Origin of the sequence: Ruminococcus gauvreauii, assembly GCF_025151995.1 — a bacterium.
Classification (GTDB): domain Bacteria; phylum Bacillota; class Clostridia; order Lachnospirales; family Lachnospiraceae; genus Ruminococcus_G; species Ruminococcus_G gauvreauii.
In genome coordinates this window covers 1,379,262-1,400,025 of the sequence record NZ_CP102290.1, presented here as the reverse complement: position 1 = coordinate 1,400,025, position 20,764 = coordinate 1,379,262, and the positions used below count along the sequence as shown (strand labels likewise).

Annotated in this window: 19 protein-coding genes; 13 read left to right on the top strand and 6 right to left on the bottom strand. The window is 48.3% G+C overall.

Annotated features, from left to right (window positions below; genetic code table 11):
- Window positions 1–3: 3 nt before the first annotated feature.
- The 3 genes from NQ502_RS06790 to NQ502_RS06780 form a co-directional block, all read right to left on the bottom strand.
- A complete protein-coding gene (locus tag NQ502_RS06790) occupies window positions 4–1,386 on the bottom strand; it encodes an MFS transporter (protein WP_028530355.1) in 1,383 nt (460 codons plus the stop codon).
- A 220-nt stretch (window positions 1,387–1,606) separates the two neighbouring features.
- Window positions 1,607–3,073 carry a PucR family transcriptional regulator gene (locus tag NQ502_RS06785; RefSeq protein ID WP_028530356.1) on the bottom strand — a complete coding sequence of 489 codons (1,467 nt, stop codon included), beginning with the start codon at window positions 3,071–3,073 and terminating at the stop codon, window positions 1,607–1,609.
- Between the two features lie 106 nt (window positions 3,074–3,179).
- Entirely contained in the window at window positions 3,180–3,827 is a 648-nt protein-coding gene (locus NQ502_RS06780) for an ECF transporter S component (protein ID WP_028530357.1), read from the bottom strand.
- A gap of 136 nt (window positions 3,828–3,963) precedes the next feature.
- On the opposite strand from NQ502_RS06780, the gene NQ502_RS06775 reads away from it, so the two are divergent.
- Window positions 3,964–4,959, top strand: coding sequence for a hypothetical protein (locus tag NQ502_RS06775; RefSeq protein ID WP_028530358.1), 996 nt, complete (start codon window positions 3,964–3,966; stop codon window positions 4,957–4,959).
- Between the two features lie 14 nt (window positions 4,960–4,973).
- On the opposite strand, the gene NQ502_RS06770 is transcribed toward NQ502_RS06775, so the two are convergent.
- Window positions 4,974–5,351, bottom strand: a complete 378-nt coding sequence (locus NQ502_RS06770; protein WP_049898531.1) for a BlaI/MecI/CopY family transcriptional regulator — start codon at window positions 5,349–5,351, stop codon at window positions 4,974–4,976.
- A gap of 116 nt (window positions 5,352–5,467) precedes the next feature.
- On the opposite strand from NQ502_RS06770, the gene recQ reads away from it, so the two are divergent.
- The 3 genes from recQ (at window position 5,468) to NQ502_RS06755 (ending at window position 9,097) form a co-directional block, all read left to right on the top strand.
- Window positions 5,468–7,369, top strand: a complete 1,902-nt coding sequence (recQ, locus tag NQ502_RS06765) for a DNA helicase RecQ (RefSeq protein WP_044983682.1) — start codon at window positions 5,468–5,470, stop codon at window positions 7,367–7,369.
- 84 nt (window positions 7,370–7,453) lie between these two features.
- Window positions 7,454–7,951 (top strand): flavodoxin family protein BilS, encoded by a 498-nt coding sequence (gene bilS / locus NQ502_RS06760; protein WP_028530360.1) that lies wholly within the window; start codon window positions 7,454–7,456, stop codon window positions 7,949–7,951.
- Window positions 7,952–8,035: 84 nt separating this feature from the next.
- A complete protein-coding gene (locus NQ502_RS06755) occupies window positions 8,036–9,097 on the top strand; it encodes a M23 family metallopeptidase (RefSeq protein ID WP_044983683.1) in 1,062 nt (353 codons plus the stop codon).
- Between the two features lie 16 nt (window positions 9,098–9,113).
- On the opposite strand, the gene NQ502_RS06750 is transcribed toward NQ502_RS06755, so the two are convergent.
- Entirely contained in the window at window positions 9,114–9,761 is a 648-nt protein-coding gene (locus NQ502_RS06750) for a SanA/YdcF family protein (protein WP_242830314.1), read from the bottom strand.
- Window positions 9,762–9,921: 160 nt separating this feature from the next.
- Here NQ502_RS06750 and NQ502_RS06745 point away from each other — a divergent pair, with 160 nt between their 5' ends.
- Complete coding sequence (locus tag NQ502_RS06745) at window positions 9,922–11,112, top strand: Gfo/Idh/MocA family protein (RefSeq protein ID WP_028530361.1); 1,191 nt, start codon at window positions 9,922–9,924, stop codon at window positions 11,110–11,112.
- Window positions 11,113–11,241: 129 nt separating this feature from the next.
- Here NQ502_RS06745 and NQ502_RS06740 read toward each other — a convergent pair whose 3' ends face one another.
- Window positions 11,242–11,880, bottom strand: a complete 639-nt coding sequence (locus tag NQ502_RS06740; protein ID WP_028530362.1) for a type 1 glutamine amidotransferase family protein — start codon at window positions 11,878–11,880, stop codon at window positions 11,242–11,244.
- Window positions 11,881–11,986: 106 nt separating this feature from the next.
- On the opposite strand from NQ502_RS06740, the gene NQ502_RS06735 reads away from it, so the two are divergent.
- The 8 genes from NQ502_RS06735 to NQ502_RS06700 all read left to right on the top strand — a co-directional run bounded on the left by NQ502_RS06735 (window position 11,987) and on the right by NQ502_RS06700 (window position 20,617).
- Entirely contained in the window at window positions 11,987–12,934 is a 948-nt protein-coding gene (locus NQ502_RS06735) for a helix-turn-helix transcriptional regulator (RefSeq protein ID WP_028530363.1), read from the top strand.
- Between the two features lie 90 nt (window positions 12,935–13,024).
- Entirely contained in the window at window positions 13,025–13,933 is a 909-nt protein-coding gene (locus tag NQ502_RS06730; RefSeq protein WP_044983685.1) for a M14 family zinc carboxypeptidase, read from the top strand.
- 104 nt (window positions 13,934–14,037) lie between these two features.
- Complete coding sequence (locus NQ502_RS06725) at window positions 14,038–15,063, top strand: helix-turn-helix domain-containing protein (protein WP_028530365.1); 1,026 nt, start codon at window positions 14,038–14,040, stop codon at window positions 15,061–15,063.
- A gap of 79 nt (window positions 15,064–15,142) precedes the next feature.
- A complete protein-coding gene (locus tag NQ502_RS06720; protein ID WP_044983686.1) occupies window positions 15,143–15,640 on the top strand; it encodes a DUF2284 domain-containing protein in 498 nt (165 codons plus the stop codon).
- Window positions 15,640–16,227: a hydrolase gene (locus NQ502_RS06715; protein WP_028530366.1), complete on the top strand. Its 588-nt coding sequence runs from the start codon at window positions 15,640–15,642 to the stop codon at window positions 16,225–16,227. Before NQ502_RS06720 ends, NQ502_RS06715 begins: the two co-directional genes overlap by 1 nt.
- Before the next feature lie 18 nt (window positions 16,228–16,245).
- Window positions 16,246–17,907: a site-specific DNA-methyltransferase gene (locus NQ502_RS06710; protein WP_049898534.1), complete on the top strand. Its 1,662-nt coding sequence runs from the start codon at window positions 16,246–16,248 to the stop codon at window positions 17,905–17,907.
- A gap of 2 nt (window positions 17,908–17,909) precedes the next feature.
- Window positions 17,910–20,111, top strand: coding sequence for a DEAD/DEAH box helicase (locus NQ502_RS06705; RefSeq protein ID WP_207637673.1), 2,202 nt, complete (start codon window positions 17,910–17,912; stop codon window positions 20,109–20,111).
- 2 nt (window positions 20,112–20,113) lie between these two features.
- On the top strand, window positions 20,114–20,617 hold the full coding sequence (locus NQ502_RS06700; protein ID WP_028530368.1) for a DNA-deoxyinosine glycosylase: 504 nt from the start codon (window positions 20,114–20,116) through the stop codon (window positions 20,615–20,617).
- The last annotated feature ends 147 nt before the right edge of the window (window positions 20,618–20,764 follow it).

Sequence of the window (20,764 nt, the reverse complement as noted above, 5' to 3'; positions counted from 1 at the left end):
TTGTCAGACTGATTTGCGGGCGGTGATCTCTTTTGTCATTTGCGCTACCTTCTGTTCATTCAGTCGGTATCCGAGACCGAAGATCAGGATTGTTAAAAGAAGAAAAACAGCGGGGTACAGATTCATGAGCATGGAAATACCGCTGATCTGTGACGCGGTTGGAGCAGTGTTGGCCACGTAGCCGGCAACGGCAAGTCCAGCACCCAGTACGGTACTGCGGAGCACCGCCCCCACCTTGATTGGGACATTCAGCATACTCATGATGAATCCTCGGGCGTCCACGCTGCTTTTCCACTCATAGTAGATAACCGTATCCGCCAGGATAGCTGTCAGTGTCGACATCGTAATCTGCATGAAGAAGTTTACAAAAATATGGAAGGTTATAAAGCCTGCCACTTGTCTGCCGAAAAAGAAACAGAGTACCAGAGACAAAGTCATAATGCACAGGGAACCGAGATAAGCTGGTTTCTTGCCAAACTTTTTAGCCGCTGTGTTGGCAAACATGGATCCGATGAACCCGATGATACGCGTGATTACAAGGTATGTTGTCATAGCTGCCAGATTCTGAAGCACCACAACAAAATAATAGTAGGCTGCTGCGGACATAAGAAAATAAGCGAGATAGCGGAATGAATCAGCCACGATCAGTACCAGAAGAGGCGGATTGTGAAAGACAGCCGCAAGCATTTGTGAGAGCGGAAGTTTTTGCCGTGCTATGTCTGCACCATCATTTTCAGAGCCGCCGCTGCCGGATACGGAGTGTCCTTTTGTAACGGTGAAGGCAAGGAAATAGCACAGAAAGTTTATGATTCCGAACAGGATGGCTGTCAGAGAATATCCCAGGATCTCATTGCCACCAAGTGCAGTCAGCCAGGTAATTAGCGGCAGTGCGATGATAGAAAATACGATATTGCCAAGAGACAGAAACTGCCCTCTTCTTGAGGCAAGGACCATTCGCTCATTCTGGTCATTGGACAGGTCGCTCACAAGGCTCACTGAGGCGGAGTATGCAAGATCCTGTGCAAGGGTCTTGATAGAAAATGCAGCGATTACGATACCCGCAGCCAGGGCTTCGGAAGAACCTATCTTTGAAAACTCCAGAGCATAGGTGAAAATCATGACCGGAGGTCCGATCACGAGCCATGACCGGTATTTGCCCCATTTAAAGCTGCTGCGTTCGATGAGCCAGCCTGTCAGCGGTACCCAGATACAGTCTATGACGGAAGTCAGGGTAAGGATAAAAGTAGCTGTGCCGATCGAGAATTTTGCGCAGTCCGTGAGAAAGGCCGCCCAGTAATACAGTTCCACATTTACAAACAGTGTAAAGCCAAAGTCCCCGATTCCGCTCAGGTTAAGGACTGTCCGGCTCAATTTTTTTTCGCTCATATACACTTCCTCCCTCTTTTGTGTGGTGCGAACCGCCGATGATCTTTGTTATACCCAGTATAGCATTAGAGAATATGACGAACTACGGTCTGGGAATACGAGAAAAGTGTAAAAAAAGGGGGAATATTCGTATCGAAAATACAAACGTATCAGGGATATGGGTTATGGGGAATTAAATAATCTGTTTTGAAGGGCTGCCGGTATGACAGCCCCCCATGAGTCATGGCAGAAAGGGAGAATTGATTCCGTTGAGATAGTACAGCCGCAGTACGCGGATAGACATTTTAATATAATCTCTGGAGTAAATGTCATCGATATTGCAGGTCAGAGATTCCGTTATTCTGTGTATACGATAGACTAGTGTGTTGCGGTGTATATATAATTCGCCGGCTGTATTCTGAAGTGAGCGATCGTTGTTGAGATAGGTGAAGAGGGTCTTTATCTTTTCCCCCCCATCTTCCGAGGCAGGGTTCCAGAGTTTACGGACGTCGGGATGACAGAGGCAGACTGCTTCATCCAGTGACTGGGTCCTTATCAGATGTTCCAGAGCGTAGTTATAAAAGCGATGCAGTGTTTCAGCAGGGGCCAGCAGACTGCCATAGTAGATGGCAGCAATGGCCTGGCCATAATAATAGTGGAGTTTTTGAGTTCCGGTAAATGGAAGGCTCAGACCAGTGTTTATGCGGTATTTCTGTGAAATATCACACAGTGCATCGGCAATGTCGTTTTTTCTTCCGGGTGTGGTACGGTACATGACAATTATTTTCTTGCTGCAGGTAGTGACTACGCTGTCGGGAAAAAGTGACTGTAGAAGCCTGTAGATGATCATCATCTTCTCGGATGAAGTCTCTTCAGGGGATGAGAGGACGGCGATATGAAATGAATCTGTTTCGTTCCACTTCATATAGAGCATCCAGTTTTGCAGTTCAGACGGATTGGTCTCCTGCTGAAGCATCATTTTAAGAAAAATATTCTGTGTTGCCGGAAAGGCATGTTCCTGATTGATGCGGCCAAGTACGTAGGAGAGCAGTCTGACGATGTAATTCAGGCAAATGACATCACCGCTGTTGATCTCACGGTCTTTTGCGATGACATTGATTCGGCCGCAGCAGTCATTACCGCTGTAGATGGCGGCTGACAACATATCTGTGTCGATGATTTTGCCGGAAAAATGATATAGCTGCGCATCGCCGCTCAGGTAATAATTATTCTTCTGGCCTTCTGCGAGCAGATACTGTATGGCTTCCACAGAACTGTGGCCGTGTCGGCAGAGATACTTCCAGTCTTCATTCACTTCATTTTCGCCGTATTGCTCACTCATGAAAAGCACCCTGTAACTTCCGTCCAGCAGAATGACAGGGTTGTGGAACACAGGCCAGCTATCATCCACGATCGAACGGTAATCCAGTTTTTGAGAAGCATCTTCCAGGGAATCCTGCCATTCACGGTAAAAGTCAAACGTACACTGGACCATTTCGAAAACAACTTCGCAGTTCATATCGTGAAACAGCAGATAATCATTTTCTGCGGCACAGACAGTATCCGTTCCTTTTTGATAGACATGAACGCAGTTTGTGGCGTATGCACGTCGTGCGCTGGAAAGGACAGCAGGGGCATTTCCGGAAATATGAAGTTCAGGTTCCAATGCGCTCAGACGGTTGGCGATCATCCAGAGGTTCAGTTTCATAATATTTCAACACATCCTTTGTTTTTGTCTGGATCTTAACATGTGGGAACGAAAAAGTCAAAACAGATATAGGAGATATTCCAAGAGAAAGCAACCAGAGATGGGGTCAGACCCATCCCTTCATTGCCAGCATAAGAAAGACGATTGTGATCAGCAGAACCGCGGAGACAATAACGATCCCCATATGCCGTTCACGTACCGCAGGGGCACCGGAGGACTCCAGAAGTCCGGCTTTGCGCAGTGCTGTTACGACCGGTTTATAGATCAGCAGTGTGATGACTGTATTCAGCCCCCCCTTTAACAGATTGAATGGCAGAAATGCCGGAAGGAGAAGTTTGACGACTGCCTCTCTCGGATAGCCCATATAGAGGGGGGCAATCAGATAGTTCCAGAGCAGGATGATCCCGGTTGTCAGAAGGCATCCTGCGATCAGTCCCGTGACAGCGCCTTTTAATGTATGTTTCTTTTTGTAAATAAATGCCGCGGTACATGCGAAACAGCAGCTGGACAGGATATTCATGATGCAGCCGATGGGACCTGTTTCACTGACGGTGATCATTTCCAGGAAGGCGACAATCACGGAGATGATAAGGGATGCCATCGGGCCGAAGATAAAGCCGCCGATGGTGATGATAACGTCTTTCGGGTCATATTTCAGAAATAGTACGACGGGAAACCGCCCGATTACCATGACGGCGTATGCGATTGCACAGAACATGCCGATCATGGTGATTTTTTTAGCTTTTGTATTCATTTTCACAAGCCTCCTCATTTACTGATTTTTATACTAGCGGACGGCAGGCGGGAAGTCAAGATTAAGATTCTTTCTTGTGACTTCAGGAAGCATGTGCTAAACTGAGGGAAACTGCTGAAAGGAACAGGTAAACAATATGTATGAAGATATCGTAAAGGCCCTGAATCAGGATATTGCGCAGATTCTGAAGAAGAAAGAAGAGCCGGGTAAGACATTTGAGGAGCTTTCAAAAGTCAGGGACAAAGCAGAAAAATCCCTTCCTTCAGACAGTACGGAACAGGGTAAGATTCTGGCAGTACTGCATGAGATCATGGGGAATCTGCAGTTTTCGATGAAAAATCCCCAGGAGGCAGAAAAGCAGTACCGGATCATGGTGGGGATCGGTGCGGAGATGTACCGGAAGGACAAACAGCAGCATGATATTTTGTTTGCCCAGACGAATCTGCGTATGGCAGTGTTTTATAAAGACCTGATCAATATGGGAATTGTAACGCCGCAGCCAAGAAAACTAAATGAGGCGCAGCAGAAGGCTTACGATGCGAGTGAAAAATTTTTCAGAAATGCCATAGCGGCATGCCTTGAAAAGATAAAAGCGGGAAATCGCGTGGCGCTGGAACTTCAGGGAAAATGTATGGGGAATCTGATGGTTTTAAAAGGAGCAGTCGGAGAATATGAGGAGGCCATACGGATCGGAGAACAGCTTATTAAGCTGGAAAAGGCTATTTTTCAGGTGACGGATGACGCACCGCATGCCATAGAACTGGCACAGTGGATGAATACTCTGGCATCCATCTATTCTTTCCATAAAGATCATGTGAAAGCTCTGGAGATGATGGAGGACTGTATCTATGTCCTGGAAGACAAGGAGCAGGAAAATCCTGTGGCATTCGGTGTACGCCTTGCTAGCTGTTATGTAAACCTCGGGAATGCCCGTTATCTGGTGCCTGAGGAGCAGGAACATGCTGAGGAGGCCTATCTGACAGGGCTTGAAAAGTACAGGAAGTTGAATGAGCAGACGAACGGGCAGTTTGAAAGCGATGAGCAGCAGGCCTGCTCAGTCATTGGCAGTTACTATCAGAGGACAGGTCAGAAAGACATAGCGGAAAAATATCTGGAGAGAGGGAAGCGGTGACCTGGTATTTGCTGTCAGGGCCGGCGCAGGTTTTTCCGCTGCTCCTGAACCAGCCGCAGCAATTCATCCAGTGCATCAATATCCTGCTCCTTTCTGATCAGATCAGTTAAAAGGCGGCCGGGGGTAAGTGATGTACCTTCAATCTGTGAATGCATATAATCTTCATGAGTCAATACTGGCCGGTAGGCACGTGTCAGTACGGTTCTATGGTACACGATATCTGCTATCCGGATATAAGAATTCTCGAGGAGCCTTTTTAATACTGCCTGAACGGTATTGGGCTTTAACTCCGGATTGATGGAGGGTATCTCGGTCGCGGTGAGCGCTTTGTCGGTGCTCCACAGGACGTGCATAACTTCTAATTCTCGGCGGGTTAATTTGATTTTTGGCATAATCTACCTCCTTTAGATTCATTATGTCACTAAAATGGAAATAAAACAATAGAAAAATGTTTACAAAATGATGACAAATAAAAAAACAACACCGTAATGAAACAGGAGCGTGAAAGATGACATCAGAATATACAACAGACATCGCTTTGGGACGGGCAAAAAAGGTACTGAAAAAATATTTCGGATATGAAGATTTCCGTGAGGGGCAGGAAGCACTGGTGAAAGCAGTGATAAGCGGACGGGATGTACTCGGGATCATGCCGACGGGGGCGGGAAAATCACTTTGCTTTCAGATCCCCGCACTTATGATGGAGGGGATTACACTGGTAGTCTCACCGCTGATCTCACTTATGAAAGATCAGGTGAGTGCGTTGAACCAGGCGGGTGTTCATGCCGCATTTTTAAACAGTTCTCTGACGCCGGGACAGTACAGAAAAGCACTTGAACGTGCCAAAGCCGGATGTTACGAGATCGTCTATGTGGCGCCGGAGCGGCTCGAGACTGAAAGCTTTCTGAATTTCGCGCTGGCACCCCAGGTTAAGATACCGTTTGTGGCGGTAGATGAAGCGCACTGCGTATCCCAGTGGGGTCAGGATTTTCGCCCAAGCTATCTCAAAGTATTGGACTTTCTGGACAGGCTGCCTGACCGTCCGGTACTGGGGGCATATACGGCTACTGCCACACAGGAGGTTCGGAACGACATCCTGAAGATTCTGAGTCTGAGAGATCCGATGGTTATGGTAACTGGTTTTGACAGAAAGAACCTGTTTTTTTCTGTCAGGAAGCCGGCGGATAAATACAGTGAGCTGCTAGCGGAACTGAAACGCCAGGAGACGAAGACGTATAAGCCCAGTGGAATCATCTATTGTCTGACAAGGAAGACAGTGGAGGAGCTGTGCTGGAAACTCAGGGAAGAAGGATTCTCGGTCACGCGTTACCATGCGGGCTTGGCTGATGAAGAGCGAAGACAGAATCAGGAAGATTTCATCTATGACCGCAGCAGCATTATGATCGCAACAAATGCATTTGGAATGGGGATTGATAAATCAGACGTGCGTTATGTGATTCATTATCAGATGCCTAAAAACATGGAGAGCTATTACCAGGAAGCGGGCCGCGCCGGCAGGGATCAGGAGCCGTCGGAGTGCATCCTCTATTACGGTGCGATGGATGTGCAGACGAACCGTTATTTCATCGAGCATAATGAAGACAACCAGGAACTTGATGAGCCGGCGAGACAGAGAGTGCAGGAAAGAGACAGGGAGCGGCTGAAGGCAATGGAACTGTACTGTTTTACAAGCGAATGCCTGCGCAAATATATACTGAATTATTTCGGGGAGACCGGCGGGGAGAACTGCGGCAACTGCCAGAACTGTCTGACGAACTATGATATCCTTGATATCACCAGGGAAGCACAGGCAGTGATCCGATGTATCGCGGGAAACCGCCAGCATTTTGGCATGATGATGGTCATCGATATCCTGCGGGGAGCTAAAAATCAGAAGATCCTGAGCCGCCATCTGGATGAGCATCCGGAATATGGGGTGCTGTCAGACGTTTCTGTTTTGTTGCTGAAACAGATGATACAGGAACTGATTCTGAAAGGATATATCAAAATGTCTGAAGAGAAATATCCGGTTCTGCAACCGGTTCCGTCAGCGCAGAGCTGTCTGTCCCCGGGATCATGCATAGAGATGCGGGTGGCACCGGCGGAAAAAACAGCGCCGAAGGTGTCAAAGAAGGGCAAAAAAGCAGGGGCGGCAGCAGCACTCGCTGAGAAGGATGTGCCTTTGTTTGAAGCCCTTCGAGAGCTAAGAAGACAGATTTCCCAGCACGAACACGTGCCGCCGTATATGGTTTTTTCAGATAAGACGCTGGTGCAGATGAGTATTTTACGACCGGCGGATAAAGATGAAATGCTGGAAGTCAGCGGAGTAGGTGAATTTAAGTTTGATAAGTACGGAGAACAGTTTTTGAAGCTGATTTCTTCCAGGGAATCATTTACGGATACCAACTGAAGTGTTATAATTTAATATGAAAGTCCCGGCAAGATCCGTTTAGAAAAACAGTCCGGCATATAATTCAGAACAGGAGGATAAGAGATGAAATATTCAATGTTTTATGCATCAGCTACAGGCAATACTAAGCAGCTCGCCGAGGCGGCGGAAGAAGTATTTGCACAGGAGACAAAAGTCGAAGACCCGGCGGACGCGGACCTGGTCTGTGTGGGTTTTTGGACAAATGAGGGGAATGCAGGAGAAGAAGTCAGAAAATATCTTAAAACGCTGCATAACCGAAAAGTATTTCTTTTCGGAACGGCGGGATTCGGTGACAGCAAGACGTATCTCGACGGCATCCTGAGAAATGTGGAAGACAGCCTGAATGATACGAATGAAGTGGTCGGAGGATTTATGTGTCAGGGCAGAATGCCGCAGGAATTACGCGACAGATATAATAAACTGAAAGAAGAAGTACCAAATCAGGGAGCACATTATGATCTGATGATATCTAATTTTGACAAAGCGCTGTCACATCCGGACGAGAATGATATCCGCGGACTGAAAGCGGCAGTTCAGGCGGCGGCAGAAAAACTGGCATAGCACTGACGGGCAGGACCGAAAGGTTCTGCCTTTTTTCTTGCGGGCATATACTGCCATTAAGACCAGAAATATGGGCTTGTTTTTATGAAAAAACGAAAATGTTGGAAAGGTGTTGTCTTTACGGTTGCGGCACTGCTTGTCTTTTCTGCTGCCAGCCGGATCATGAGGAATCAGCAGCAGTATGAGAGCATGCAGGCAAATTCAGAGTCCGAAGAGCAGTTCATCAAATGGGTAGAATTTGACGTCCCTTACGAAGCGCTGGATGCGGCATATCAGCTGGATGTTAAGACGGAGAAGGAACAGGTCCATTTGAACTGGGTAGAGCTGCTGGCTTATCTCGGGGCAAAATACGGCGGAGATTTTTCCGGTTATAAGCAGGCTCACTTGACGGAACTGGCGGAGAAACTCGTATCGGGAGAAACGACGATGCAGGATGCGGTGAAAGATATGAAATACTATTCCTATTACCGGGAAGCTTATGGGGCCGTGCTGGACGGATGGGTCGGGGAGTATCAGATCGAGCAGGAGGGAGAGAACGGACAGAAGGAATGGGCGGATGTATACGGTCTGAAGGCGTTTAGTCCGATTGCGAGAGATTTTCCGTACCAGGATTATGATGATTTCGGCGCATCCCGAAGCTATGGATACCGCAGGAACCACCTGGGGCATGATCTGCTGGGACAGGTAGGGACGCCGGTCATTGCAGTCGAATCCGGATACGTGGAGGCGCTGGGCTGGAATCAGTACGGCGGCTGGCGCATCGGTATCCGAAGCTTTGACAGAAAAAGGTATTACTATTACGCCCACCTGCGGCAGAACATCCCCTATGCGGAAGATCTGGAAGAAGGATCTGTTGTACAGGCGGGAGACGTGATCGGATATCTGGGAAGGACGGGATACAGTGCCACGGAAAATGTCAATAACATCGATTCTTACCATCTGCACTTTGGCATTCAGCTGATCTTTGACGAATCTCAAAAAGAAGGAAACAATGAGATATGGATCGACTGTTACCAGCTGGTCCGGTTTCTGTATAAAAACCGTTCGGCTGTACAGCGGAACGATGAGACGAAGATGTGGACCAGGATATATCAGATAAAAGATCCGGCGGTGAGTGAGTATCTGATAGCAAAAGAACAGAGGTAATATGCCTGTTCTTCTGCTATCGGTCATTCGTAAGATCACCGTTTCCGGTGATGGGTATCACCGGTCCCAGATATTTTGGCTTTGGTTTCAGGAAGGTCATAACAACTGCCTTATCACGGGAAAGGAGTTCACGGATGTTTCGGTGCAGGCGCTTTGTATACGGGCGTCTGTCGGCACAGACGCCGTATGCCGCAAGGCCGAGACGGCGGGCTGTGTAGAGTGAGCGGTAGAGATGATAGCGCTGGGTGACAACGATAAGGCGTTCTGCCTGAAAGACCTCTCTGGCCCGGTACATACTGTCATACGTGTTGAATCCTGCGTGGTCCATAAAAATATCTTCTGAGGGAACGCCGCAGCGCATGGCAAAGTCTTTCATGACATTGACTTCGTCATAGTCTGGCCTGCCGTGGTCACCGCTGACGATGATCTTGGGCGCTGCACCTCGCCGGTAAAGACTGATCCCGGTCAGCAGCCGGTCGTGCAGCATGTGACTTGGTTTCTGACCCTCCCATACAGCGGCTCCCAAAATGAGAATACCATCGGCGCCCGTTTTTTTGGCAGCCAAATCTTCTGTCAGTATGAAGTTTTTTGACGTGGCTGTGATATACAGGCTCACGGCGATGGTCAGCAGTAGTATCAGGACAGCCGGGATTACTGGTATCATTAATAGATTCATAATATCGTATTATAGCATATATTCAGGGAAAAGAAAGGAGAAATAAAGCAAGAATCAAATATCATTCTGAAAACAGATGCTGTATAATGAAAGGTACGAAACATTTGGGGTGTTTTTGTTTAAAATACGGATAAGAGAGGGTGACAGAATGAAAAAATTCAAAGTAGGAGTTATCGGAGTCGGGGATATCAGTCGTGCTTACCTGAACAATCTGAAGAAATATTCAGACGTCGTGGAACTGTATGCGTGTGCGACCAGAAGCCTGGAGAAATCCAGAAGGAAAGCAGAAGAGTATGGATTTAAAAAGCCATATGGATCGGGAGAGGAACTGATTGCGGATCCGGAGGTCGATATTGTTTTAAACCTGACGACACCGGATGTGCATTATTATTACAACCTGGAAGCCTTGAAAGCCGGTAAACACGTGTATTCCGAAAAGCCGCTTGCAGCGACATTTGCACAGGGTCAGGAGATCATGACCCTCGCGAAAGAAAAAAAACTCTATGTCGGCTGTGCCCCGGACACGTTTATGGGAGGCAGACTGCAGGAGTACAGGAGTGTTCTGGATAACGGGACGATCGGAAATGTCATCGGCGGTATGGCCAGTATGGTGTGTCGCGGATGGGAATGGTTCCATCCCAATCCGGGATTCTATTATCAGCCGGGGTCAGGACCGCTGTTTGATATGGGACCGTATTATCTGACGGCCCTTGTGTCACTGCTCGGGCCGGTGGAGAGCATCTGTGCCATGGGCACCCGTGCTGAAGATGTGCGGATCATTCAAAGCGAAGCCCAAAAGGGCAGGGAGGTTCCGGTAAATGTGGACACGCATATTGCTGCGAATCTGAAATTTAAAAGCGGAGCGCTGATCAATCTGTGCGTGAGCTTCGATGTCTGGGAGTCGGAGATGCCGCGCATGGAACTCTACGGGACAAAGGGGACGCTGTGCATGCTGGAACCGGACCCGTGTGACGGGCCGAACCTGTTCGGAGGAAAAGTACTGCTGAGGACTCAGAAGAACTGCCGGTGGCTTGCCATGCCGCGCTCCGAAGAGATGTTAAAGACTCCATGGGAAGAGATTGAGGTCAGACATCAGTACAATTCCATCAGCCAGGCAGAAAACAGCCGGGGTATCGGTATGGTCGATATGGCTTATGCCATTGAAGAAGGGCGGAGCAACCGTGCTTCCGGAGATATGGCGCTGCACGTTCTGGAAGTGATGGAAGGGATCCTGCGTTCTGCAGAAGAAAATGTATTTGTCCGCACGTCTACAGATTTTATGCTGCCGGAGGCAATTCCGGAGGATGGCAGTTTTCAGACTGTATGCAATAAAAAATAGCAGATAGAATAGTCTGCTAAACTCAACGATAATTTTTGCTTTACAAACGCCGTAAAGCCGCATGAACATTACGTTTGTGCGGCTTTGCTGCTTATGCGGCAGGTAATGCTTTATATTGCTTGTGATATATCAGTTTCTATTGCCGGACGGCAAAGTTTGCATGAGTGCAAAGAAATATTCAGGCTTACCAGTACTGAAATAGTCGTACCACGCTTCCAGTGTTTTTGTTTCAAAAACGCCTAAACGCTCAATAATTTGTTTTGCCCACAGCAAAGCTCCTGTGGGATTTGCAGTAATCAGGTTGTTATCAGCTACTGACGGCCTGTCTATATAAAAACTTTGCCCTTGATAGCAAGGAGAAAACATTTCGAGAAATCCCGCCCCATTACTGGTATGCGGACGATTGTCCAATAGTCCAAAGTCCGCAAGGGCGGCGGTTGCACCGCAAATTGCACAGACCGTAGCTCCTAAAGAGAGAAACTCGCTTGCTTTTTCCAGGACAGCCCTATGCTTTGGGTCATTCCATGTATCTGCACCCGGTAAAAGCAATACACTTGTTTCACTCACAACAATATCATCAATTAAGCAATCAGGCATGATTGTAAGACCACCCATTGTATGGATTGGATCCTTCGTAAAGCTGACTGTTTTGAGCAATACACGCTGCGCGTCTTTTTTGAAAAATCGACCAGAATTAAGCTCCGAAATAACGTGCCCCAACTCCCAGTCAGCTAAAGTATCAAGTACATAAACATAGATTGTAAACATGATTTTCCTCCGTCTTCATTGTCTTATTGATTTACTTTTATTTTTATTGTACCATGTAATTGTTGACAACAGTATGGCAGCAATTTAATTGAAAGGCGGCTATCAGATGAAAGTAGACAGGCTTGTTAGCATTATTATGATACTTCTTGATAAAAAGCGGGTAGGCGCACAGGAGTTAGCAGATATGTTTGAAGTTTCACCCCGCACAATCTACCGCGATATAGACGCAATCAACATGGCGGGTATTCCTGTCCGCTCGACAGCGGGAGTAGGCGGAGGCTTTGAAATCATGCAGGAATACAAGATTGATAAAAAGGTTTTTTCGGCTGATGACCTTTCTGCTCTTTTGATGGGCCTTTCCAGTCTTTCGGGCATGATACGAGGTGACGAACTGGTACACGCCCTCGCGAAAGTCAGGAGTTTTATCCCTGCCGACAGAGCGAAAGAAATTGAATTAAAAGTCAGTCAAATATGTATAGATTTACGTCCGTGGACAGGCAACAGCAATATACAACCATATTTAGAGATTATTAAATCAGCTTTGCAGGAGAATAAGCTGCTGGACTTTGAATATATCGCTCACCACGGAAATAAAACCGCACGAACAGTTGAGCCGTATCAGCTTGTATTAAAAGGCAATCATTGGTACTTACAAGGGTATTGCCGCAAAAGAAATGATTTTCGGTTATTTCGATTATCCCGCATGTCAAACCTGAAAATGAAAGAGGGAATTTTCGTACCGCGAGATTATCAAAAACCGCAGTTGGATTTTGATGATATTTGGGCAACTATGCAAACAAGAATTAGAATCCGTATTCATAAATCTGTCATGGACAGAGTGCTTGATTTTTGCACTTATGAAGATTTTTCGTCAGACGGGGACGAGCATTACATGGTTAATTTTCCTTTTGCAGAGAACGATTACTATTACGGTATTCTTTTGAGCTTTGGAGATAAATGTGAGTGTTTAGAGCCGTTACATATCCGCGCAGAAATAAAACGCAGAATACATGATATAGCTACGATATACGATGTTCGTCTGTTAAATCAATAAAAAATGAGGCACTGCTTCACGATAGAGTGGAACCGTGCCTTATTTATGCATATATTTGTACGGAATGGTATCGAGGTGGAGTACAAAAAAATGTCAGAAGCCTGTTTATATGAATGGTTAAAAGAAAAACTGAATCAGCTTGCATACCGCTATCCTGAGAGACTGAGGGTGGCAGTACGTGCCGTGACGGCGGATGGACGGGAGATTCTGGAGGCAGTGCTTGGCAGCACGCGGTCCGAATATCATGTACTGATCCAGGCGTCAATCCATGGAAGAGAGTATATGAATACTCTTCTGGCGGTACAGCAGCTGGAGGATGCACTGAAATATTACCATGGACTGACGGAGCGGGTGTGCTTTCACGTATTGCCGATGACAAATCCGGACGGAGTGGTCATCAGCCGGCAGGGAATCGGGGGAATCCGGCATGCCGGACTTCGAAAAGAGCTGGAACAGTGTTACCTGAATGACCTGTGTGCAGGAAAAGCAGACAAAGACAGGGGGGAATACTGGAAAAGATGGAAAGCCAATGCGCGCGGTGTGGACCTGAACCGGAACTTTGATTCCGGATGGAGATCCTTTCAGGGAGCCTCAATGCCGTCTGCGGATCACTATAAGGGACCGTATCCGGGATCTGAGCCTGAAGTGGAGGCAATCCTCTCGGTAGCCGAGGAGTATCCGCTGGCCTGCACCCTGTCCTATCACTCTTCGGGAAATGTCATTTACTGGGACTATGGATGCGGCGGTGAGCTGCTGGAACGGGAACGTAAGCTGGCGCGGCTGGCCGGCCGTGTGACAGGATATGAACAGGTATCCAGCATACAGGATGCACAGGATGCCGCTGGCTGCAGTGATTACTTTGTGCTTGAACGGGGGATTCCGTCGGTGACGATTGAGAATGGGGCGGGCGAGTGTCCGCTGTCCATGGAAGAGTATCCTGCCATCTGGTCTGCCAACAGGTTCTTGTGGCCGGCGCTTGCACGGTTTTTTGCCGGATAATGGCGCTGGCTTAACGGTCGGGTGCCCGTTTTACGGCAATTCGTTGACTTTTGTATACAGAATTGATATAACGGCTTTATCACTTGTTGAAGGGAGTCGCATGGATGAAAGAAAAAAGTACATTCGGAAAGTTTATCATTAAAAAGAGGAAGGAAAAAGGATTGACACAGAAGGAGCTGGCAGAACTGCTGTTTGTCACCGAGTCTGCCGTATCCAAGTGGGAAAGAGGGGTTTCCTACCCGGATATCTCACTGGTGTCTGATATCTGCGGTGTGCTGGAAATCACAGAACACGAACTGGTGACGGCGAGTGAAGATGTGAGACAGCGGGAAATAGAACGGCAGGCGCTGAAATTCCGCCATATGGTAAAGGCATACGCCTGGGTCTTCTATATTCTGTACGGAGCCGGGCTGCTGGCGTGCCTGATTACAAACCTTGCGGTCGATCACAGGCTGTCCTGGTTTTTTATTGTGTTGACGGCAGTGCTAACGGCCTTTTCACTGACGAGCCTTCCGATGATTTTAAAAAAGAACAGGGCACTGTGGACGCTGGCGGCTTTCTATGTATCACTGAACCTGCTGCTGTTCACCTGCTGTGTCTATACCGGAGGGGACTGGTTTGGTATCACGTTTGTCTCGATCTTATTTGCCGCTGTGGTGATCTTTCTGCCGTTTGTACTGCGTGCGCTGCCGCTGCCGGGAGGTCTTTACCGGCATAGGACACTGCTTTGCTTTACTGTGGACACAGTTTTTCTATTTCTGCTGGTTCTGGCGGCATGCTGGTACAACAAAACAGCCGGTCAGTTCCTTAAGACAGCGTGTCCGATAACAGCCGCAGGCCTGCTGCTGCCGTGGATATTTATGCTGGTGATCCGGTACGTCAGATTAAATCCGCTGTTCCGTACAGGAATCTGCTGTCTGGCTGCAGGGATCTACAGTTATCTGATTAATGGCGTGATAAACAGCATCCTGGAAGGGACACCGCCTGCACTTCCGGTACATAACTTTGCCAGGTGGTCAGGAACTTACATTGACGGTAATATCAAACTGATACTTTTGATCTCCTGTGTCTGTATGGGGGCTGCGTTTGTCATCGGGGGCATTGTGGTGGAGGTCAAAAAACAGAAATAAAAAGACAGCAGTATTGTAACCGTGTCAAAATCGAAGTATAATCGGTATATGAGAATTTCATTCAGACAGGAGGATGATTATGACAGAACTTCAGAAGATGGCAGTGGAAGTGGGATTTGACCATACGGCAGAGATTCATGTATCCGATCTTGAGTTTAACCCGGATTACCGAAAATACTGTGAAGATAATTTGTGCGGGAATTACAATGTACTTCCTGCGTGTCCTCCGATATGCGGAAGTGTGCAGGAGATGAAAGAAAAAGCGCAGCAGTATGAGAAGGCGCTGATTCTGCAGACTGTATGGGAGGCAGAAGATTTCAATGAAGAGAGAACGCTCAAAAAAAAGAAGCAGAAACATAATGAGATGACAAAAAAACTGGTCAGTCGGTTCAAAGAACAGGGGATCGAGGGTCTTACCATGGCAGCCGGTCCGATGGGAAAAGACTCCTGTCTGTCTGCATACTGTATTGACGCCAGAAAGATGGCGGAGACGGCCGGCATGGAATACTGGATGGGGAATGACAGAATCGCTTATTTTACGTTATTTTTACACCAAAGACAAAAAGGAGAAGACTGATGACTTCACAGATTACGAGAGAACAGGCATGGAAGCTTTTGACAACATATAACCAGGATACATTTCATATCCGCCATGCGCTGACCGTGGAGGGCGTGATGCGCTGGTATGCGTCTGAACTGGGATTTGAAGAAGAAGAGGAGTACTGGGGAATTACCGGGCTGCTCCATGATATTGATTTTGAACAGTGGCCCGGAGAACACTGTAAAAAAGCGCCGGAACTTCTGCGGGAAGGCGGTGTGGGTGAGGATATGATCCACTCTGTATGTTCACACGGGTATGGACTGTGCACCGATGTGAAGCCGGAGCATCAGATGGAGAAGGTGTTGTTTGCTGCGGATGAACTGACGGGACTGATCGGGGCCGCCGCCCTGATGCGCCCATCCGGGAGCGTGATGGATATGGAAGTAAAAAGCCTGAAAAAGAAATTTAAGGATAAGAGATTTGCAGCCGGATGTTCCAGGGATGTGATCGAAAAAGGAGCGGACATGCTGGGCTGGGAACTGAATGAGCTGTTTGAAAGGACCATTCTGGCGATGCGCGCCTGTGAACAGGCAGTAAATGATGCGATGAAACAGTACGAATAATGCGAAGGAGAAACATTTATGTCTACAAATCTGTCAAAACAAAGGCGGGAGGAGCTGATGGAGAAGATTCAGGATATCCGAACATTTCTCGCCGCGACGAATGAAGGAGAAGACACAGGCAGGTTTCTGACGTACTTGAGTGAACTCGAGAAACATGTGAAAAGCCAGAAGTATGGGATGGTGTTTGAACGTCATCTGGAACATGTGGAAGAGAAGCTTCGCAGCCATGTGCCGTATCTGGAGGAGGAGAAAGAACTGCGGATCAGCCGCGGGAAGAGATCGAATTATCTGATCGAGGGGGATAACCTGGCCGCGCTTACACTTCTGCAGAAAACGCACAGAGAGCAGATCGATCTGTGTATCATCGATCCCCCGTATAACCGGGGAAAAAATGATTTCATTTACGATGATGACTATGTCGATACGAACGATGCGTTCAGGCACAGCAAATGGGCGTCCTTTATGCATTCACGGCTTGTCCTCGCCCGGAAGCTGCTGAAGCCGGAGGGGTATATATTCCTGAATATCGATGAAAATGAACTGACGACGCTGAAGATGCTGTGCGACCAGGTGTTTCAGGAGCAGAACTTCGTGGGTATTTACCTGTGGGAGAAGACCTCCACGCCGCCAGCACTGTCGAAAAAGGTCAGAAAAAAGCTGGAGTATATCCTCTGCTATGCAAAGTCACTGGATTCCCGGCATCAGTTTTCACAGGGAACGATAGACGGCGACGATGCTCCGCTGCTGAATACGGGAAATGTTGTGAGGACACTGACATTTCCAGCGGGGAGCGTACGTTTTAAGATTAAGGATGGTATCTATAAGCCGAAGGCTGGCATGAAGATTCAGCTGGAGCAGCCAGTGGAGGTAAAGGATGGGGTTAACATAACACCGCTTGTCGCTTCGGGAGAGTATAAATGGGTTCAGGAGACTCTGGAGAAGGAGATGCAGGAGGGAACTTATTTTCTGGTTAAGACAGGCAAATTTTCCATCCGGTATCAGCGTACGGGACAGCTGTCCCACAAAACGCCCCAGAATCTGCTGAACGCAAGCCTCGGCGTGGGGACGAATGAAGATGCGCAGAAGGAGCTGAAGGCACTTGCACTGCCGCAGTTCGATTATCCGAAGCCAAGTTCCCTGTACGCTTTTTTGATTGATATGATCAACCGAAACAATGATATCACGGTACTGGATTTTTTTGCAGGATCAGGTACGACGGGACATGCCGTTATGAAAAAGAACAAGGAGGATGGAGGAACCCGCAGGTTCATCCTCTGTACGAACAATCAGGAGAACCTGTGCAGGGATATTACATACGAGCGTTTGAAACGTGCGATGGAACTGGAAGGGTATGAGGAAGGGCTCTCCTATTTTAAAGTTGGGTATCTGTCCACAAAAGGGCGCATGTTCTATGAATATGCCGGGGAGCTGATCCGCTGCCTTCCGGAGCTGATCGCGCTGGAACATGGTGCGTTTGCGGGAGAGACGGAGAATACCTTTCTTGCGGCTACACAGGAGGAAGCCGACGCATTCTTTGCTGCGGAAGAGGATAAGGAGGGCTTCGAACTATACGTCGGGCCGGATGTGCTTCTCACAGGAGAACAGGAATACGAATGCCTGGAGCGCAAAATACAGGTACATGAGGTACCGGACTATTATTATCATGAACTGGAGGGATGAACGTGCAGATCAGACTGGCAAATTTTCAGAGGGAGGCAGTCCGCCGGCTGCTTGATGCCATGGCAGGAGGAACACAGAACATCGTGCTTAAGAGCTGTACGGGGAGCGGAAAGACCATCATTCTGACCCATTTCATGGATGCGTATTGCCGGGAGCACGGAAAGACGGTATTCATCTGGCTGACGCCGGGGAAAGGCAACCTGGAGGAACAGAGTAAGGGAAAGATGGACCGTTATATCCACGGGAGCCATACGAAGCTTCTGTCGGATGTGATGTCAGAAGGGTTTTCGGAGAATGACGCCTGCTTTATCAACTGGGAAAAGCTGACCAAAAAGGATAACAACGCGCTGAAGGAGACTGAGCGCACAAATTTCCTGGAACATATCGCGCATGCACTGGATGAAGGGCTTTCTTTTGTGATTATCGTTGATGAGAGTCATCAGCACGATACCATCAAGGCGGGGGATATCATGGATTTCTTCCGCGCGGGAAAGATCATCCGCTGTTCGGCGACGCCGAAGAAATATAAGAGTGCAGAGCTGATCGAGATACCGGAAGAGGATGTGATCGCTGAGGGACTGATCAAAAAGGTCCTGATCATCAATGAAGACTTTGCCCAGAATATCAGTGTGGAAAGCCAGACAGGTTATCTGCTCGACAAGGCTCTGGAAAAGCAGCGGCAGATCCATGCGGAGTTTCTGCGCAGAGGAAGCGGTATTCATCCGCTGATTATCGTACAGATTCCCAACCGCGCCGATATACTGGAGGACGAGGTGGAGCGGTATTTCGAGGCAAAAGGCCTGACATACGAGAACGGCAGGCTGGCGATCTGGCTGTCGGGCCGCAAACAGAATCTTGATGGAATCGAAGAACCGGATGCGAAACCGGCGGCGGTTATCATCAAGCAGGCAGTGGCTACTGGATGGGACTGCCCGAGGGCGCATATTCTTGTGAAACTCAGGGATAATATGAGCGAGACATTTGAGATTCAGACGATCGGCAGAATCCGCAGGATGCCTGAGGCCAGGCATTATGAGAGTGACTTGCTGGACAGCTGTTACCTGTATACGATGGATGAGAAATTCACAGAAGGCGTCCGTACGCATCTGGGAAAAAATGCGCTGGATGCCATGAAACTCTATGTGAAGCCGCTGAATTATGAATTTGTACTGAAAAGCGAGCAGAAGACTTCGGTGCCCATTACGCGGGACGCTGCACAGGCGCTGCGCGCTGTCAGAGAATGGTTTCAAAAGGAATATGGAACGGATGACGGCATCACTGAGAACAGAACGCGTCTGGAAGCGAACGGATATATCTTCGATTCAAATATCAGAAACTATACGATATCCGGGCGGGTGATCACGCTGGAGGAGGCGATCGACGCACAGCGGGAGGGGATGAACGTCATTACCATTGACGTGCCGCTGGACACCCATAAACACGGACGCGATTACCACCACCATGTGGCGGAGATCGGGAGAAAGGTAGGCCTTTCCTACAGTCAGATGAATACGATCGTTCGCAGGCTGTTCGATGTGAACAGCAGGGATACTCATAAAATCCTGCTGCTTACGACGCGGGAAGTTTACGCCTTTGTGCTGAACAACATTGAACGCCTGAAATATGCCGTCCGCCATGCCATGGCGGAAATCATGCGCCAGCCGATGCTGCAGGCGAACGCCAAAACGATTGTGGATTTTACGATCCCGAAGACATGCATGTTCACGTATGACGGTACGGCGAAAGTCCAGGAGGAGCTGACGAAAAATGTATACAAGGGCTATCTCTCATCGGCGGAGCCCCGGTCTGCGTCTGAAAAAGATTTTGAACTATTCTGTCAGGACTGCAGGACGGTAGACTGGTTTTATAAGAACGGCGACAAGGGTGCGGAATATTTTGCGATCGTCTATGAAGATAATTTTGGAAAGCAGCGTTCGTTTTATCCGGATTATATTGTGAGTGTCCGGGGCGAGCTGTGGATCATTGAGACCAAGGGCGGCTTTGACCGTACCGGAAAGAGCGAAGACATTGACATATTTTCACCCCGCAAATTTGAGGTTCTCAGCAGATATCTCGCCGCTCACGGACTGAAAGGCGGCTTTGTCAGGATGGATAAAAAGAGCCGGAATCTGTGTATCTGCATGGAGCGGTATCAGGATAGTATTGAGAGCGATGACTGGAAGATATTGAAAGAGGTATTTTAACGATGGCAAAATCAGTTCGGGTACAGCATGAATTTGAGCCGGTGTTTGATGAACGGTCCAGAATCCTGATGCTGGGTACGATGCCTTCGCCCAGATCGCGTGAAGTCGGATTCTATTACGGACATCCCAGAAACCGATTCTGGAGAGTGATGGCGGATGTCTGCCGGGCTGTTTTCCCGCAGACGAAGGAGGAGAAGATAGCGTTTGCACTCTCGCACCGTATTGCCGTCTGGGATGTACTGTCAGGCTGTGAGATCTGCGGGGCGGACGACAGCAGCATCAGAAATCCGGTGCCGAATGATATGAGCCTGATCCTGGAACGGGCGGACATTCAGGCTGTATTTGCAACCGGGACGAAGGCGGGAGCGCTTTACAGGAAGTATTGCCAGGAGGAGACCGGGATTCCTGTGACCGTGCTGCCGTCCACAAGCCCGGCAAACTGCCGGACCTCATATGAACAGCTGTACGAAGCGTACCGGGTGATTCTCCCATATCTGGAAACATAAAGTGAGATTTTATATCTGGACGAATCCCGATGCATATGATATGATGCAGAGGAAATCACGAAGGTGTGCCCAAAGCAATTTGGAAGACTGCCGGAAACAGACATGGAACGCATGTCTGTTTCCGGTTTTTTGTTTGTCACATGATAA

Coding starts and splice junctions, on each gene's coding strand:
- NQ502_RS06790 (WP_028530355.1), bottom strand. CDS start 1,386: ATGAGCGAAAAAAAATTGAGCCGGACAGTCCTTAACCTGAGCGGAATC.
- NQ502_RS06770 (WP_049898531.1), bottom strand. CDS start 5,351: ATGCCAAAAATCAAATTAACCCGCCGAGAATTAGAAGTTATGCACGTC.
- NQ502_RS06775 (WP_028530358.1), top strand. CDS start 3,964: ATGTATGAAGATATCGTAAAGGCCCTGAATCAGGATATTGCGCAGATT.
- NQ502_RS06740 (WP_028530362.1), bottom strand. CDS start 11,880: ATGTTTACAATCTATGTTTATGTACTTGATACTTTAGCTGACTGGGAG.
- bilS (WP_028530360.1), top strand. CDS start 7,454: ATGAAATATTCAATGTTTTATGCATCAGCTACAGGCAATACTAAGCAG.
- NQ502_RS06715 (WP_028530366.1), top strand. CDS start 15,640: ATGACTTCACAGATTACGAGAGAACAGGCATGGAAGCTTTTGACAACA.
- NQ502_RS06730 (WP_044983685.1), top strand. CDS start 13,025: ATGTCAGAAGCCTGTTTATATGAATGGTTAAAAGAAAAACTGAATCAG.
- NQ502_RS06725 (WP_028530365.1), top strand. CDS start 14,038: ATGAAAGAAAAAAGTACATTCGGAAAGTTTATCATTAAAAAGAGGAAG.
- NQ502_RS06700 (WP_028530368.1), top strand. CDS start 20,114: ATGGCAAAATCAGTTCGGGTACAGCATGAATTTGAGCCGGTGTTTGAT.
- NQ502_RS06750 (WP_242830314.1), bottom strand. CDS start 9,761: ATGATACCAGTAATCCCGGCTGTCCTGATACTACTGCTGACCATCGCC.
- NQ502_RS06720 (WP_044983686.1), top strand. CDS start 15,143: ATGACAGAACTTCAGAAGATGGCAGTGGAAGTGGGATTTGACCATACG.
- NQ502_RS06745 (WP_028530361.1), top strand. CDS start 9,922: ATGAAAAAATTCAAAGTAGGAGTTATCGGAGTCGGGGATATCAGTCGT.
- NQ502_RS06780 (WP_028530357.1), bottom strand. CDS start 3,827: ATGAATACAAAAGCTAAAAAAATCACCATGATCGGCATGTTCTGTGCA.
- NQ502_RS06710 (WP_049898534.1), top strand. CDS start 16,246: ATGTCTACAAATCTGTCAAAACAAAGGCGGGAGGAGCTGATGGAGAAG.
- recQ (WP_044983682.1), top strand. CDS start 5,468: ATGACATCAGAATATACAACAGACATCGCTTTGGGACGGGCAAAAAAG.
- NQ502_RS06735 (WP_028530363.1), top strand. CDS start 11,987: ATGAAAGTAGACAGGCTTGTTAGCATTATTATGATACTTCTTGATAAA.
- NQ502_RS06785 (WP_028530356.1), bottom strand. CDS start 3,073: ATGAAACTGAACCTCTGGATGATCGCCAACCGTCTGAGCGCATTGGAA.
- NQ502_RS06755 (WP_044983683.1), top strand. CDS start 8,036: ATGAAAAAACGAAAATGTTGGAAAGGTGTTGTCTTTACGGTTGCGGCA.